Annotated in this window: 10 protein-coding genes; 3 read left to right on the plus strand and 7 right to left on the minus strand. The window is 45.1% G+C overall.

From position 1 onward, the window contains the following. Nucleotides 1-48: 48 nt before the first annotated feature. From rsgA to malT, 6 genes are all read right to left on the minus strand, one after another. Nucleotides 49-1113 (minus strand): ribosome small subunit-dependent GTPase A, encoded by a 1065-nt coding sequence (gene rsgA, locus AACU28_RS02215; RefSeq protein ID WP_108162053.1) that lies wholly within the window; start codon nucleotides 1111-1113, stop codon nucleotides 49-51. 486 nt (nucleotides 1114-1599) lie between these two features. Continuing rightward, nucleotides 1600-2058 carry a copper chaperone PCu(A)C gene (locus AACU28_RS02220; protein WP_102445434.1) on the minus strand — a complete coding sequence of 153 codons (459 nt, stop codon included), beginning with the start codon at nucleotides 2056-2058 and terminating at the stop codon, nucleotides 1600-1602. An 83-nt stretch (nucleotides 2059-2141) separates the two neighbouring features. Continuing rightward, a complete protein-coding gene (locus AACU28_RS02225; protein ID WP_004732104.1) occupies nucleotides 2142-2738 on the minus strand; it encodes an SCO family protein in 597 nt (198 codons plus the stop codon). Next, the gene (locus AACU28_RS02230; protein WP_004732102.1) at nucleotides 2735-3175 is read right to left on the minus strand and encodes a hypothetical protein; all 441 of its coding nucleotides are present in this window, start codon (nucleotides 3173-3175) and stop codon (nucleotides 2735-2737) included. Before AACU28_RS02230 ends, AACU28_RS02225 begins: the two co-directional genes overlap by 4 nt. A gap of 203 nt (nucleotides 3176-3378) precedes the next feature. Beyond that, on the minus strand, nucleotides 3379-4299 hold the full coding sequence (locus AACU28_RS02235; RefSeq protein ID WP_032546399.1) for a DUF368 domain-containing protein: 921 nt from the start codon (nucleotides 4297-4299) through the stop codon (nucleotides 3379-3381). A gap of 601 nt (nucleotides 4300-4900) precedes the next feature. After that, nucleotides 4901-7609 carry an HTH-type transcriptional regulator MalT gene (malT, locus tag AACU28_RS02240; RefSeq protein WP_102462186.1) on the minus strand — a complete coding sequence of 903 codons (2709 nt, stop codon included), beginning with the start codon at nucleotides 7607-7609 and terminating at the stop codon, nucleotides 4901-4903. 568 nt (nucleotides 7610-8177) lie between these two features. Here malT and AACU28_RS02245 point away from each other — a divergent pair. From AACU28_RS02245 to glgB, 3 genes are all read left to right on the plus strand, one after another. After that, nucleotides 8178-10631 (plus strand): glycogen/starch/alpha-glucan phosphorylase, encoded by a 2454-nt coding sequence (locus tag AACU28_RS02245; protein WP_010431613.1) that lies wholly within the window; start codon nucleotides 8178-8180, stop codon nucleotides 10629-10631. 188 nt (nucleotides 10632-10819) lie between these two features. Next, complete coding sequence (gene malQ, locus AACU28_RS02250; RefSeq protein WP_121602251.1) at nucleotides 10820-13000, plus strand: 4-alpha-glucanotransferase; 2181 nt, start codon at nucleotides 10820-10822, stop codon at nucleotides 12998-13000. Nucleotides 13001-13175: 175 nt separating this feature from the next. Next, complete coding sequence (gene glgB, locus AACU28_RS02255; RefSeq protein ID WP_121602252.1) at nucleotides 13176-15356, plus strand: 1,4-alpha-glucan branching protein GlgB; 2181 nt, start codon at nucleotides 13176-13178, stop codon at nucleotides 15354-15356. An 80-nt stretch (nucleotides 15357-15436) separates the two neighbouring features. Here glgB and AACU28_RS02260 read toward each other — a convergent pair whose 3' ends face one another. Beyond that, nucleotides 15437-15907 (minus strand): TetR/AcrR family transcriptional regulator, encoded by a 471-nt coding sequence (locus tag AACU28_RS02260; protein ID WP_004732091.1) that lies wholly within the window; start codon nucleotides 15905-15907, stop codon nucleotides 15437-15439. Between the last annotated feature and the right edge of the window lie 47 nt (nucleotides 15908-15954).

The raw sequence follows: 15954 nt of genomic DNA on the forward strand, positions 1-15954 counted from the left end.
AGGGACATAGGGCTTATTTACGTGTTGTAAACCTAATCCAATAATCGGCTATTTAGACGATTTCTTGATATTACGGCTCTCTGACTGCACGGTTTTGTACATTTTAGAAAGCTGTTTACTGTTCGCTCTCTGCTCTGCCAATGAGGCTCCATTTCTTGCTTGCTCTCTGAGTAACTTCTCATAGTTAGAGAATCGTCTTTCAGAAAGCTCACCGCTTTCAATGGCCTTGCGTATTGTGCATCCTGGTTCTGACTCATGGCTGCAATCAGAAAAGCGACAATGCATCGCTAACTCTTCCACATCAGAAAAGGTTTCACTTACTCCTTCAGCACAATCGGCGAGTTGTAACTCTCGCATACCAGGAGTATCGAGCAATAAACCACCCGATGTTAGCAAGTGGAGCGATCGTGACGTGGTTGTATGACGGCCTTTGCTGTCGTCTTCACGAATACCGCCCGTTTCTTGTTGAGTTTCTCCAAGCAGCGAGTTAACCAGCGTCGATTTTCCGACACCAGACGAACCCATCAAAGCCACCGTTTTGCCCGTTTTACACCAAGGCGACAATACTTGAGTAGAGTCTTGATCTAGGCTATTAACGGCTTCGATCATCAGCATTGGATCTAAGCTTTGCACTTGTTGTACTTTGTCTTGGTAGTCGTCACACAAGTCTTTCTTGGTAAGTACGATAACCGCTTCAACCTGTGCTTCATTGGCGAGTGCTAGATAGCGTTCGATGCGGCTCAGATTAAAGTCATTATTTAGCGAGACCACGATAAACACGGTGTCGATATTGGCTGAAATGTACTGTTCTGCCACACGACTGCCTGCTGCTTTACGGCTGAAGAGAGACTGACGCTCAAGTAAGCGGTCGAATTGTAAATCAACGTTTAATATCACCCAGTCGCCAACCGTCATTGCGGGTTGGTTTTGATGAACGGGTAGAACGATTTCGCCTTGTTCTGACGCAAGCGTATAACCGCTGCGATGGTGCGCGGTAATGCGAGCAATGACGGAATGGTCATAGTCTTCGAGTGTCAGTTGTTGTTGGAATACAGGTTGCCATCCAAGCTGTTGAAGCGACATTGGATGAGAAAATGCGTTTTGTGAATTCATGTCTATTTACCCAGACGTGCGAGCTTTCTTTTCTTATGAGAGCATTAACTTCTTGTGAGACTTCAATTTGTTGATGAGATCAAAAGAGTTAATGAGACCAAAAAGAGTTGCTGAGATTAAAAAGCGTCGAGACGTCAAAAATGTTTTGAGCTTGGGTCGAATTCAAATAGATAGGACCCCGGATTGAGTCATGCGCTAATGGGCATGCAGGTATTGATCACTTACGATCAATAGTAAACCGGGTAAAAGTGTACGGTCGTCACGGGTGACGAGATGTTGGTCGATCGGTATTTAAGTTTGATTAACCAAACAAATTAACGCGCTACTTTTACTGCCAGTTTTAGTGTTTTCATTACAATCATCTTCTATTCTCCTTGGGTTATTTATGTGTTCAGGCTTTGAATAAAAAGCGAACTCAGTTTAACAAAAAGCCACGATGGCGAGAAGTCAGCGTGGCTTAAATTATTTTATCAATTGTGAATACGATTAATGATGATCGTGATCCATCTTTTTCATGCCGCTCATTACTTTCTTAACCGGCGCATCGAAGGTCTGCGTTTCACCATTGGCGAAAGTCAGTGTCATCTCGATTTGCTCACCTTCTTTTAGGCTGCTTGCTAGGTCGAACAACATGATGTGTAGGCTACCTGGTTTAAGTACCGCTTCACCGTTCGCAGGAATGGTGATCTCTTGAACTTGGCGCATTTTCATAACATCGCCATCCATGATTACATCATGAAGTTCTACTTTACCTGCTGCAGGTGTTGTTGCAGAAACAATAGCGCGATCTTTATCGCTGTGGTTCATCAGAGTCGTGAACACCGCGCTGTTCACTGCTGAAGGCGGGGTTGCACGAGCATACGCGTCATGAACCATAATATCGCTACTAGCCTGAGCAAAAGGGGTGAGCAATAAGCCTGCTAGAGCAAGTGCTTTTAACTTCATGTTGTTGTCCTTAATTTTTATGTTTTTGGTCTGGGACCTGACTTTTTTTGAACTTTATTGAGTAAGTTCTTTGTTTTTACGTTTTACTGCGTCAGCTTGTTGATAGCCTCAACAATTGGCGCTGGCGTCAACGTGTGCGGTACTTTGGTAATCAAGGTACCGTCGGGCTTTAAAAAATAAAAATATGAGCTGTGGTCTAGGGTGTATTCCAACTCTGAACCTTCAAGCTTGGTCTTTCTGAAAATAACGCCGTAGTTATGAGCCAGAGTCGTTGTGACATCCAATGGACCACTTAGTCCTTCCATCATCGGGTGGAAGTATTGCGCGTATTCATACGAGGCTTCAGCGGCATCACGTTCAGGATCGAGAGAAACAAACATTGGGCGAATCTTGGCTTTTGCTTCATCAGAAACTTGGTTAAGTGCTCCGGCCAACATAGCCAAAGAAGTAGGGCATACATCCGGGCAACGTGTGAAACCGAAGTAAACGATACGAATTCTGTCATCGGTTTGGTCAAAGATTTCCGTTGGTTGGTTGTCTTTGCCGAAAAGAGTCGTTGCGGAGAACTCTTGTTTTGCAGCGTGTTGTTCTTGAACTTCGTTTTGCCCATCAAGATAGCTTTTGACACCAAAGCCAAGTACAAAAGCGACAACCAATGCTAACGACCAATTTCTACTCATCTTGCCATCCTTATTGCAGGGTTTACAGTATCGACACCATCAGTGAGTTCACCGACCCATGTCATTTTATCTAAAGTACATACAGGTAAAATCACTTCACCTTCATAGGTATTATTGCCAATGCTCTTCAATTGAAAACGCGCTGATCCCATTTCCATTTCTAAACCTGTGAGCGATAACATCAGTGTCTCAGATGCAGCACCTTCCCAAACTACCTTTATCTTTGTGGGTAGAAGAGGTTGCGCGGTTTCTCGGTCAAGCGACATTGAAATGGATTCCTGCTCACACGATGTGGTTGAAAGCATGCAGTAGTCATCCAAGTTGACTTCGGCAGTTGAGTGCTCAATGACCGACTTAAATTTTTGAAATACTTGCGGTCCATAAAAACCTGCCACGAGAGCAATGCCAAGAGCCACCACCTTTAATGCTGGGTGCATGTCGTGTTCTCATCTAATTTTATAAGAGCGGCGATGTTATCATACCCCTCAATACGTGCTTGTATCAAAAAGCAATTTTGTGCGTATGGTAGAACTAAAAAAGCGAAGCCATTGGCTTCGCTTTTGTCTGTTCAATCGAGAAGTGAGCTTAGTATTTCTAAGCATTATCCGTTCTAAACGCTTTCCAGAAGTAGGCTGAATGATTAATCAGCGTTGCGCTCTGCAAATTTCTCTAGTCCTAGAACCAAGGCAATCGCAACAAACATCATCACAATAGCCATTACCAGCTGAGAAGGCTGAGAAGTTACGGCTTCAAAATCAAACGGTGATAGGTTTTCTTGAATCAGAGGAACTTGTTCGCCTTTTGAGTTTGTGCGCCAGCTGATGGTCTCTTTCCACGGCCAAATCTTAGGCAGCGTACCGATCATCAAACCAGTTAAGAACACTAATGTGAAATCGCGGAATGAGCGCAGTAACCAAGAAAGTACGTGCGAGAAAGTCAGTAGGCCAATCACACAGCCACTAAGGAATAGCGCAAGCACATCGATTTGGAACTCTTTAACCGCACCAAGAACCGGACCATACATACCAATCAATAGCAGAATGAAGCTACCCGAGATACCCGGTAAAATCATCGCACAGATCGCAATCGCACCCGCAATGAGGATATTGATACTGGTAGGCTCCATTTGCAGCGGCTTAAGCACGGTAATGCTATAAGCGAAAGCAACGCCAAGCAGCAAAAATACGAATCGAATCATATCGCGCTTTTCTACTTGCTTAAGAATGTGGAAAACCGACACCAATATCAGGCCAAAGAAGAAAGACCAAAGAGGCACCGGGTGAGTGACCAATAACCAAGAAATCAGCTTTGCAAATGTCGCAATGCTCGTGAATACGCCTGCGAACAGTGAAATCAGGAAGAAACCATTGATGTGGTTAAACGCGGCTTTGAAGCCTTCGCGTTTCCATAAGCCAAGTACGCTAGGGTTAATCCTGCGAATGCTTTCTAGCAGTGTATCGTAGATACCAGTGATGAATGCGATGGTTCCGCCCGACACGCCAGGAACAACGTCTGCTGCTCCCATTGCCATGCCTTTGAAAAAAGTACTTAAGTAGTTCATTGCTTCATAGAGTTGAGGGTGATTTTGTGCAGTATACAAACTTTAGTGTAAAAAAAGTATGAATATGCCATTGGGGAGGGGCTTTTATTACTCTCTTAATTGTAAGGCAATAAGTTGAAGTGAACATTTGCCTAACATTTAAAATACAACCACTTAGTAATTTGTCATTAAGAGCAGAGATGAAACTGATCTCTTATCAATATTGCATCTTGGTTGCATTATGCAAATGCACTTTGCAATTCGCATGACAAATTCATGGTTTTTATGCGATGCAGGGCTTATAAAACGCCGAATTAAAGTTGGCACGCTAACTGCATTATATACATTGACCCTTCTTAAGCCGAGGGTCACCTAGCCAACTGACGTTGTTAGTGAACTTATGATTTGTTCACAAATATATAGAGCCAATCGCGATTATTGCGGTTGGCTATTTTTTTGCCTGTCGTTTGGTGATTGTCTTTTTTCTTTTCCAGTTCCTACATTTTTAAGCTCTAACTTCAGATGAAAAAAAAGCCAGCCACCATTAGTGACTAGCTTAAGCTTTTCTCGAATCAATCTCGAATCAATCTCGAATCAATCTCGAATCAATCTCGAATCCGTTTTAGTACCCCATTAACTGCAGCAAATTCTCTGCCGTGCTGATTGCTTCTTTGCGGTTAGCAATGTTCAGCTTTTGATAAAGGTTACGGATGTGAGTTTTGATCGTGGTCCCCGCTACATCGAGCTCTTGAGCTATCTGCTCATTGCTGAACCCTGAATAGATAAGACCAAGTACTTGCCATTCACGCTGGGTGAGTGGGCTAGTGCGCACAAGCTCAGGAATATTCGGGTGATTAACCAAGTTCTCAACAAAGTCTTCATCGAAGTGAACCGAGCGGCTGCGTTGGGTGGTTGAGATATCTTTCATGATCTGCTGAGCGCGATGGCGTTCTAAGTCACCTAAGCCTGGTTTGTTGCTCAATTTATCCAAGATATGCCCGATAGTTCCACCGTCGACCAAGAAGTTACCAACCATACCGGTTTGGTTGGTCATATGAAGCGCTTCTTCAAGTAGCACGCGTGCGCTGTCTTCATCGTTAATTTGTGTACGCAACACCGCTTCAACGATCAAGTTTCGGTTGGTGTCTGTAATCAGATGTGAACGCTGCGCTTCACTCTTAAGGAAAGTCAGCGCTTCTTCCGCATCTTCATACTGCTCAAGGATGATGTGAGCACGTACGATGTTTCTCCATTGAAGCTGGCAGAAGTGGTTACTTGCCGATTCAGGTCGAACCGCCACGCTTAGCCAATCACGGATTGCCTCTTTATTGCCTTTTACTTGCCAGAAAAGAATCAAAGACAAAGAAGCATTTGCGGTCCAATCCACGTGGTAAGTTGATTGACGTAGCAGGTGTTGAATTTGGTCGATAAACTTCGACGCTTTATCAATCTCGCCGCGGCTCAATGAAATACGAGCCAGCATAGAATAGCTGTGCAGGTGTTTACTCGGAGAGTGGTGACCAAGGATATCTAAGCCTTTGTAGCAACACTCTTCCGCTTCATCTAGTCGGTTCCAGCACCAGAAGATCTGAGCGCGAACACGCAGCAAAAATTCATGTAGAGGCACGTATTGAAGCTGATGCTCTTCGATCAATTTGAATGCGCTGTCTTGTAGCTCAAACGCAGCTTGAACATAACCTTGAGCAATCAAGATTTCGCTTTGTTGCAGAATCGCCCACAGAGCCTGATGATAAACCTGATACTGACGTGCCAGTTTTTCTGTTTGCTGCATCATTGGTAGCGCACGGCTTAGGTTACCCATTACGTGATTCACTTCGCCTACAACCGAGGTTGCGACAATGCGGCTACGATAAACGGTGGTGTTCAACTGACTCAACGAAAGCTCGGCGAGTTCCAGTGCCTTTTCTGGTTCATTGCTGTTGATGGCAACTTGCGCGCGCAAGGCATTGTATTGGCCTTGCTGCTGGGTATCGAGTTCGATGTTTCGAGCTTGATATTGAGTTTCAGCTTCTTCCAACAAAGTCCCCACTTGATCATAGCGGTGCTGACTTTGTGCAAGCCAAGCGCGCAGCATTGATAGCTTCGGCTCACTGTATAGTTGATCCGTAGTCAGTTGCTTGATCGCCATCTCTAGCGATGAAAGCTCGCCTTGATTGAACATCGGCCAACCGTGTTCCGTCAGAATTTGAATGATCAGTTCTGGATCTTCAGCACGTTGTGCATGTCGCAGTGCTTGATGAGGTGTTTTCTGTTTGATCCACGCCTTAGCCGCACTTCGGTGCAACTCGGCTTCTTGCTGTGGAATTCGAGCTTGGCGCTCGTGGGCAAGAAATTCGCCGAATAGATTGTGGAATCGGTACCAGTTCTTCTCGCCTTCAAGAGGGTAGATGAACAAGCCAAATCGGTTGAGTGATTCGATCATACCCAGTGCGTCTTCACGCTGTGTAAGCGCGCAGACTAATTCGTCATTGAAATGATCAAGTACTGAACACTGCATTAAGAACTGTCGGGTTTCTTTATCCAGTAGATCGAATACTTCTTCAACCAAGTAATCCCAAAGGTGGGCATGGTTAAAGTGAGAGAACGATTCTGCAGATTGCGCAAGGGTACGTTTTTGATGCTGAGCTTGAAGGGCAATAAGCTGTAACGCCGAAGGCCACCCCTCAACATAAGTACAGATACTGCCAGCGGTGGTGTCATCTACGCCATCAGCGACACGTTGGTTGAAGAAGCGCGTTGTCTCTTCAGTATCGAAAGCCAGCGAATCGTTGCCAATTTCAATCATCAAATCACGAACGCGAAGGTTTGCAGTGCCAAGTGGTGGTGTCCCACGGCTAGTCACAACAAGCGTCAGGTTGTCAGGCATGTGTTTAAGGAAGAAACGCATTGCTTCGTGGATGTCGTCATTGTTGACCAAGTGGTAGTCATCCAGCACCAGGAAACATTCTTGGTGGAATTCAGACATCTCAGCAAATACTTCACTTAACAAAGAATGCAACGATGAAAACTGTCGTTTTTCTGCCAGCTTTTGGGCATTAGGGCAGGCATTTTGAGTTGCTTTATTGAGTGATTGCATTAGGTAGTTGATAAAGCGAAAAGCATCGTTGTCACTGTCATCAATGCTGTACCAACCCACATTGGGTTTATCTACCAGCCATTGTGCTGCCATTGTGGTTTTGCCGTACCCCGCTGGAGAGCGGAATAATACAAGCTTATAGCAATCTGCGTGTTGGAGCAGATCGAGAACCCTAGGTCGTAGGATTGCATTATGTAAGCGGCCGGGACGAGTCAGTTTCGAAGGGATCCACATGTCGAAGTTTTTCACCTATTCCGTGGCTTATGTTCTGGATTACCTCAATCTATCGTTGAGTGTAATCGAATGACATCAGCCTAATTACTTAAGTCTTCAATCATATTACGTGAAGCAAAACGGCACCGACTATGATCCTCCTCAGAAACCTTGCACTCCTGCATGTTTTTAGGCTTCTACGCCCTTTATTTGAGACTTTGCTCACATAGCGGGTTGGTTTGTGAATGTGACTTCCTTCATTCCAACACGTGAATCTATGCAAAAGATGAGAGGACGAAATTATTTTCGTGATCTGAATATCAAATTTGATAATGACTTTAATCCGGTTAAATAAAAGTCACATCAATTGAAGGTAAGTTATCGAACGGGAGCTTGTGATCTTAGTCACTCCAAGTTTTTGTTCGAAGTCAGAACATGAGAGTCAGATCACTAACCCTATGTCGGTACGCCCCCTACGCCCTCCCATCTACTCCTAGTTTGTCGCGTTAGCGGGAGGATGTTTAGTTAATGGTGACCATGCACGATATGTCACAGATGAATTAGAACTATTAAAAGCGAGATTTCTGAAATGAAACCAACTCAGCAAAAAACTTTCGATAAAGTGTCGTTCCAAGAAAGCGTTAAGAAGCATTTATCTGCAACCTACGCAACAACGATTGAAAACGCAGATAGCCGCGCATGGTACCTAGCAATGGGGCGTGCGCTAGCAGAACTCACAACATTTGATCTGTTAGAAACTGAAAACGATGAAAAAATTAAGAACGCGAAAAGCGTTAACTACCTTTCATTAGAGTTTTTGATTGGTCGTTTAACAGGTAATAACCTGATCAGCATGGGTCTGTATGAACAGATCACTCATGCAATGGAAGAGCTAGGTCAAAACCTAACTGATCTTCTAGAAGAAGAACGCGACCCATCACTAGGTAATGGTGGTCTTGGTCGTCTAGCCGCTTGTTTCATGGATTCTTGTGCCGCTCAAGAATATCCAACAGTGGGCTACGGTCTTCACTACGAATACGGTCTATTCAAACAGTCTTTCCAAGACGGTCGTCAACAAGAAGCACCTGACGCATGGCGTGGTGTTGAAGGTTACCCATGGGAAGTGGCTCGTCCAGAACTAGCACAACACATTGGTTTTTATGGTCATGTAGAAGTTGAATACATCGACGGTAAAGAAGTTCGTACTTGGGTTCCGGGTATGGAAGTGAAAGCAATGCCTTGGGATCTACCTATCGTAGGTTACGAGTCAAACACGGTTTACCCACTGCGCCTTTGGGAATGTCAGGCAATCGCACCATTCTCACTAGCGAGCTTTAACAACGGTGATTACTTCGAAGCGCAACACTCGCTAATCGATGCAGGTAACATCACTAAAGTACTTTACCCGAATGACAACCACGAGAAAGGTAAAACTCTGCGTCTAATGCAGCAGTACTTCCACTCAGCAGCGTCTGTTCGCGATATTCTACGTCGTCACGAAGCAGCAGGTTTCTCTCTAGAAGATCTGCCTAAGCAAGAAACAATTCAGCTTAACGATACGCACCCAACGATCGCTATCCCTGAATTGATGCGCATCCTGATTGATGAGAAAGGTTTAACTTGGGATCAAGCTTGGGAAATCAGTGCTCATACGTTCGCATACACGAACCACACACTACTTCCTGAAGCGCTAGAGACTTGGTCTGAATCACTGATCAACCGTCTTCTTCCACGTCACATGGAAATCATTTTTGAAATCAACCACCGCTTCATGCAAGAAGTTCGCAAGATGTGGCCTGGTGACGGTGAGAAGCAAGCGAAGCTTTCTATCATCCAAGAAGGTTTCCACCGCATGGTTCGCATGGCAAACCTATGTGTTATTGGCTCTTACAAAGTAAACGGTGTAGCTGCGCTTCACTCTCAACTGGTTAAGAAAGACTTGTTCCCAGAGTTCAACGAAATCTTCCCTGGCAAACTGACTAACGTAACGAACGGCATCACGCCACGTCGTTGGTTGAAGTTCTGTAACCCAGGCCTATCTACGCTAATTACTGGCAAGATCGGCACTGAGTGGCCAGCAAAACTAGAGCAGCTTGAAGGCATCGCTAAGTTTGCAACAGACGCGAAATTCCAAAAAGAATTCATGGCTGTTAAGAAAGAAAACAAACAGCGTCTTGCTGATTGGGTTCAAGAGAACATGGGTATCGAGCTAGATACGAACGCTATCTTCGACGTGCAAATCAAGCGTCTTCACGAATACAAGCGTCAGCACCTAGATTTGCTACACATTCTATCTCTGTACCACCGTATTCTTAACGAACCTGGTTTCGAGTGTGAGCCACGCGTATGTTTCTTCGCAGCAAAAGCAGCACCGGGTTACCACCTAGCGAAAGAGATCATCTTCGCGGTTAACAAGATTGCAGAGAAGATCAACAACGACCCTCGCATTGGCAACAAGCTGAAAGTGGTATTCATCCCTGACTACCGTGTAAGCATGGCTGAAATCATTATTCCTGCGGCAGACGTTTCTCAGCAAATCTCACTCGCTGGTAAAGAAGCATCGGGTACGGGCAACATGAAGATGGCGCTAAACGGCGCGCTAACTATCGGTACGATGGATGGTGCAAACGTTGAGATTCGCGAAGAAGTTGGCGATGAAAACATCTACATCTTTGGCCTAGACGTTGATGGTGTAGTGGCATTGCAAGCTCAGGGTTACAACCCATACGATTACTACAACGCAGACCCACTGCTGAAAGCATCTCTAGACCTACTGACTGGCGATGAGTTCTCTCCAGGTCAACCAGGCCTTCTACGTGCAACGTTTGATAGCCTACTAGACGGTGGCGACCCGTACCTATGTCTTGCTGACTTCGCATCTTATGTGAAAGCACATGAGGACATGGGCAAGCAGTACAAAGACCAAGCAGGTTGGGCTAAGAAAGCGATTCTTAACACAGCATTGGTTGGTAAGTTCACATCAGACCGCTCTATTCGCGATTACGTGAACAACATTTGGAAACTTGAAGCGGTTAACCGTTAATACTTCCAAAGTAGCCAAGGCAGTTTCTGCCTTGGCTCAATTAGCTTGTGAGCAAACGAAAGGCTTAAAGGTTTGTCGTTTATAAACAAGCTGCTTACAAACCGATTGTCACAAGCTAATTGATTAGTAAAAAATTAAATTAACAACCCTACAAAATAGAAAGCGTCAGAACGTTTTCGGAGAGAGCGATGAAAGAACAGACCGTATTAAAACAAGTCGCAGAAATGGCAAACATTGCCGACAGTTACGTTAGTGCGTGGGGCGATGAAGCACAAGTATCAGAAGAGACGATTACGTCTCTATTGGCTTCATTGGGCTACGATACAAGCAGCGATGATGCACTGCTTAAATCTGCAGAAAGAAAACACAAAAAAGATGTACTAGACCCAGTTCTTGTCTTGCGTGACGGTGAGCCAGTAGAAGTGGCGCTTAATCTAGGTGTAAGTGCTCGTGAAAGTGAGTTCAGCTGGCGCTTAGAAACCGAGCAAGGAGAGGTACTTGAAGGCTATCTTCAATCTCAAGTCGTTCGTGACGAGCGTGCCGAGGGTGGCCCTTTAGTGTTTGCATTGCCAAGTGATTTGGCATGGGGTTATCACAAGCTGATTGTGAGCCGTAAGCGCCGTAAGAAGCCTTACGAGATGACATTGATCATTACGCCAAAAGCGTGTTTCAAGCAGTCACCAATCGAGCAAGGCAAAAAGCTTTGGGGACCAAGTGTTCAACTGTACACACTAAGAACTCAGCACAACTGGGGTATTGGTGATTTTGGTGACCTTAAACAGCTTGTTGCTGATATCGCTTCTCGTGGTGGTGATTTTGTTGGCCTAAACCCAATTCACTCATTGTTCCCAGCGAACCCAGAAGGCGCGAGCCCATACAGCCCGTCGTCACGTCGTTGGTTGAACATCTTATACATTGATGTGAGCTCAGTACCTGAATTCGCATTAAGTGCTGAAGCACAACAAACGGTAGGCAGCGCTGAATTCCAACAGCGTCTACAAAAAGCTCGTGAAGCGCACTGGGTAAACTACACCGAAGTGTCTGAGCTTAAGATGAGCATCTTGCCTCTGTTATTCGCAGAATTTAAGACTCGTCATCTAGACAAGAACAGCGATCGTGCACAAGCGTTCTTAGCGTTTGTTGAAGAAGGCGGTGAAAGCCTGATGCATCAAGCGGCGTTTGATGCTCTGCACGGTGAGTTACATGCTGAAGATTCAGGTATGTGGGGCTGGCCTGTATTCCCTGAGAAGTACCGTACATTCGAAAGCCCAGCGACACAGAAATACATTAAAGAGAACCTAGAGAATGTTCATCTTTACATGTACCTGCAGTGGTTAGCGGATTGCCAAATCAACGATGCACAGTCTCTTGCTGAAGAGAAAGGCATGGCCGTTGGTTTGTACCGTGACCTAGCCGTTGGTGTTGCGGATTCAGGCAGCGAAACATGGGCCGATGAAGGCAACCTAGTGATGGATGCGAGCATCGGTGCTCCACCGGATGTGCTTGGTCCTCTAGGTCAAAACTGGGGTTTACCACCGCTTAATCCTGAAATGCTTCAAGAAACAAGCTACGACGCATATATCAAGCTACTCCGTGCCAATATGAAGCACTGTGGTGCCCTTCGTATTGACCACGTATTAGGCCTACTGCGTTTGTGGTGGATTCCAAAAGGTGAAAACGCAACCAAGGGTGCGTACATCTACTACCCAGTACAAGACATGTTGTCAATTCTGGCGCTTGAATCTCACCGTTACCAATGCAGCGTTATCGGTGAAGACTTAGGTACGGTGCCGGATGAAATCGTCGATATCCTAGCGGATGCGGGCGTGCATTCTTACAAAGTATTCTTCTTCGAAACATCAGAAGATGACGGTGGCTTTATCTCACCGAAACATTATGCACCACAATCGATGGCGGCACTTTGTACTCATGATATGCCAACGCTTCGCGGCTTCTGGCATTGTGATGACTTGAAAATGGGTCAAGAGATTGGTTTATACCCAGATGCAGAACAGCTAGAAACCTTGTTCGACGACCGTCTGGAGTGCAAACAAGGTATCTTAGATTCAGTAGCATGGCATGGCTTCTTACCTGAAGGTGTTGGTCGTGATGCAAGCCAAGTACCGATGGACTCTTATCTTGCCGAAGCACTTCAGCTGCACGTTGCGGCTGGTGGTTCGACACTTCTTAGTGTTCAACTGGAAGATTGGTTAGAGATGGACAAGCCAGTAAACATTCCGGGCACTGTTGATGAATACCCTAACTGGCGTCGTAAACTATCAATGAACTTGGACGAAATATTTGCTCACGAAGGGGTAAATCGTATCGCTTCTAAGCTGACTGACGTTCGAGAAAAAGCAGCTAAATAATGATGTTGAGTGGCTTGAAAATAGGTGGTTTTTTGCTTACGCCGTACGAAAATACAACCTCGGTCACTCAATAATGAATGCTCATCTGGTAGAATAAACCGTCGTTATATTGCCCGCACTAATAGCGGGCATTTTTGTATTATATTTTTTGGATGTTTGGTTAGGGAGAAGCGTTTTGGAACTAAGTTCGATTTCAAAGCAAAAACAAATATATACCCAACTATCACAGGCTTGTTTCACTGACCCATTTGCGTTTTTAGGGCCATACCTACCTTCTGAGCAAGGTGCATTACGTGTGTGGATTCCTGGGGCAAATAAAGTCGAGTTGATTGTTGGAAAGGAACCTCGTATTGAGTTAGCGCGAGAGGGTGAAAGTGGTTTCATTCTTAAGCAAGAGAGAGATTTACGTTTTACTCACTACAAGCTCGCGGTTGATTGGGCTGGAGTCGAGCAGATCATCGATGATCCATACCAGTACCACGATCTGTACGCGAGTTATGAAGATCTCCATACACCTAAAGATATGTATCATCACATGGGGGCTCAGTTTATTACGCTAGAGCGTGATGGACAGACGATTTCAGGTACGCGTTTCTTGGTGTATGCACCGCATGCAACAGCGGCAAGCTTAGTGGGCAACTTCAACGCTTGGGATGGTCGTCGTCATCCAATGCAACGCTTAGATTATGGCATGTGGGGCCTATTCATTCCTGAACTGGAAGAAGGCGCTCAATACAAGTTTGAATTAAAAGGACCTGATGGCGAAGGCTTACCACACAAAGCTGACCCATGGGGTTTTTACTCTGAGCAGTACCCTTCATTTTCTTCTGTGACTTACGATCACGCTCGTTACGAATGGCAAGATACTCAGTGGCAGAATCGCCCAGTAACGCAAAAGCGTAAAGAAGCACTTTCGTTCTATGAACTGCACGCTGGTTCTTGGAAGCGTAACGCTGAAGGGGAATTCTTAAACTACCGTGAACTTGCTGCTGAATTGATCCCATACTTAACGGACTTGGGTTACACGCATGTAGAGTTGATGCCGGTTTCAGAGCATCCGTTTTACGGTTCTTGGGGCTATCAGCCAATAGGCTTGTTCGCACCAACGAGTCGTTTTGGCTCTCCTGATGACTTCAAATTCTTCGTCGATCAATGTCACCAAGCTGGTTTAGGTGTTGTTCTGGATTGGGTTCCAGCGCACTTCCCTAGTGATGATCACGGCTTAGCCAATTTTGATGGAACACCTTTGTTCCATGACCCAGATCCACGTCGTGGTTGGCATCAAGATTGGAATTCGTACATTTACGATTTAGGCAAAGAGCATGTGCGTCGTTTCTTGGTTGCAAACGCACTGTACTGGTTCGAACAATTCCATATCGACGGCATTCGTGTTGATGCGGTTGCTTCGATGTTGTACCTCGATTATTCGCGTAGCCATGATCAATGGATTCCGAACGCAGACGGCGGTAACGAAAACTACGATGCCATCGCAACCCTTAAGTGGATGAACGAAGAAGTTTACAAGCACTTCCCGAATGCGATGACGATTGCTGAAGAATCGACGGCTTTCCCTGGTGTTTCAGCCCCAACCTTTATGGGTGGTTTAGGCTTCGGATTTAAGTGGAACATGGGTTGGATGCACGATAGTTTGTCTTACATCCAAGAAGATCCAATCAATCGTAAATATCACCACGATACAATTACCTTCCCATTAGTTTATGCACACAGTGAGAACTATGTATTGTCTCTATCTCACGATGAGGTGGTTTATGGTAAAGGATCTATTCACGAAAAAATGCCTGGTGATGAGTGGCAGCAAACGGCAAATCTACGTGCTTACATGGGTTACATGTACGCGCAGCCAGGTAAGAAGCTGAACTTCATGGGTGCTGAATTTGGTCAGACGGCGGAATGGAACCATGATGATCAACTGCAATGGTTCTTGCTAGATTATGAACGTCATCAAGGCGTTCAGCGCTTAACGAAAGATTTGAACAACCTGTACCGTTCTGAAGCTGCAATGCATGATCTTGATTTCGACCCGAAAGGTTTTGAATGGCGTCTACAGGATTCAGCTGAAGCGAGTATCTTAGCTCATGAACGTATTAGTGAGTCGGGTGAACGCGTGTTGGTTGTTTCTAACTTTACGCCTGTTCCTCATGAGCGTTTCCGCTTAGGTGTTCCAGCCCAAGGCCAGTACTCGCTATTGCTGAATACTGACTCGGCTGATTACGCAGGCAGCGGTTTTGAAGTAAAGCAGGTTGCTGAGGTTGAATCAATAGCAAGCGAAGGCTTAGACACATCGATTGAGCTGCGTTTACCACCGTTATCGACCGTTTTTTACAAGCTAAATTAGGTCTATAAGTTGAAATAAGCGATAACTAAAAAGAAAATGGGAGCCGAAAGGCTCCCATTTTTGTATTTCTAACGCTTGGTTTAATGCTGCTTGAAGTTCGTGAGATAGAACATTGAACGTCCTACGACAGTCTCAAGGATTCGAACGGTATCAAGCCCAAAGCTATTAAACATTATCTCGCGGAATTGACCATCTGAACTGATGTTAAACTGTTCAGGGCTCTTGACCTGGGAGGCATGGAAAAACATCAATTTGATCACGAATCGAAATTGATCATTATCTAGAGCGTTTTGCCAAGATTGAATGAATACTTCTTCCGATGAGAACTCTAGATTCTCTATAACAATTGATAGCATGTGTTGGTGTAACGCTGATCGGATAGCGCGGGTCGATGGATAATAGCCCTGAAGCGTCGTCAAACTAATGCCAATTTCTTGAGCAATCCTTGCATAAGTTAGTGCTTCATGTCCTTCAGCCAGAAAAAGGTTTAGTACGATCTCATCGTAGTGCTTTTGATTTTCTAGTTTCTGTACTTGAGTAATTCGAGCCATTACAAATCTCTATTGAGTGTAACATTCTGTAAACGTGTATATTAAGA

The organism is Vibrio sp. SBT000027, assembly GCF_963894355.1.
GTDB classification, from domain to species: domain Bacteria; phylum Pseudomonadota; class Gammaproteobacteria; order Enterobacterales; family Vibrionaceae; genus Vibrio; species Vibrio splendidus.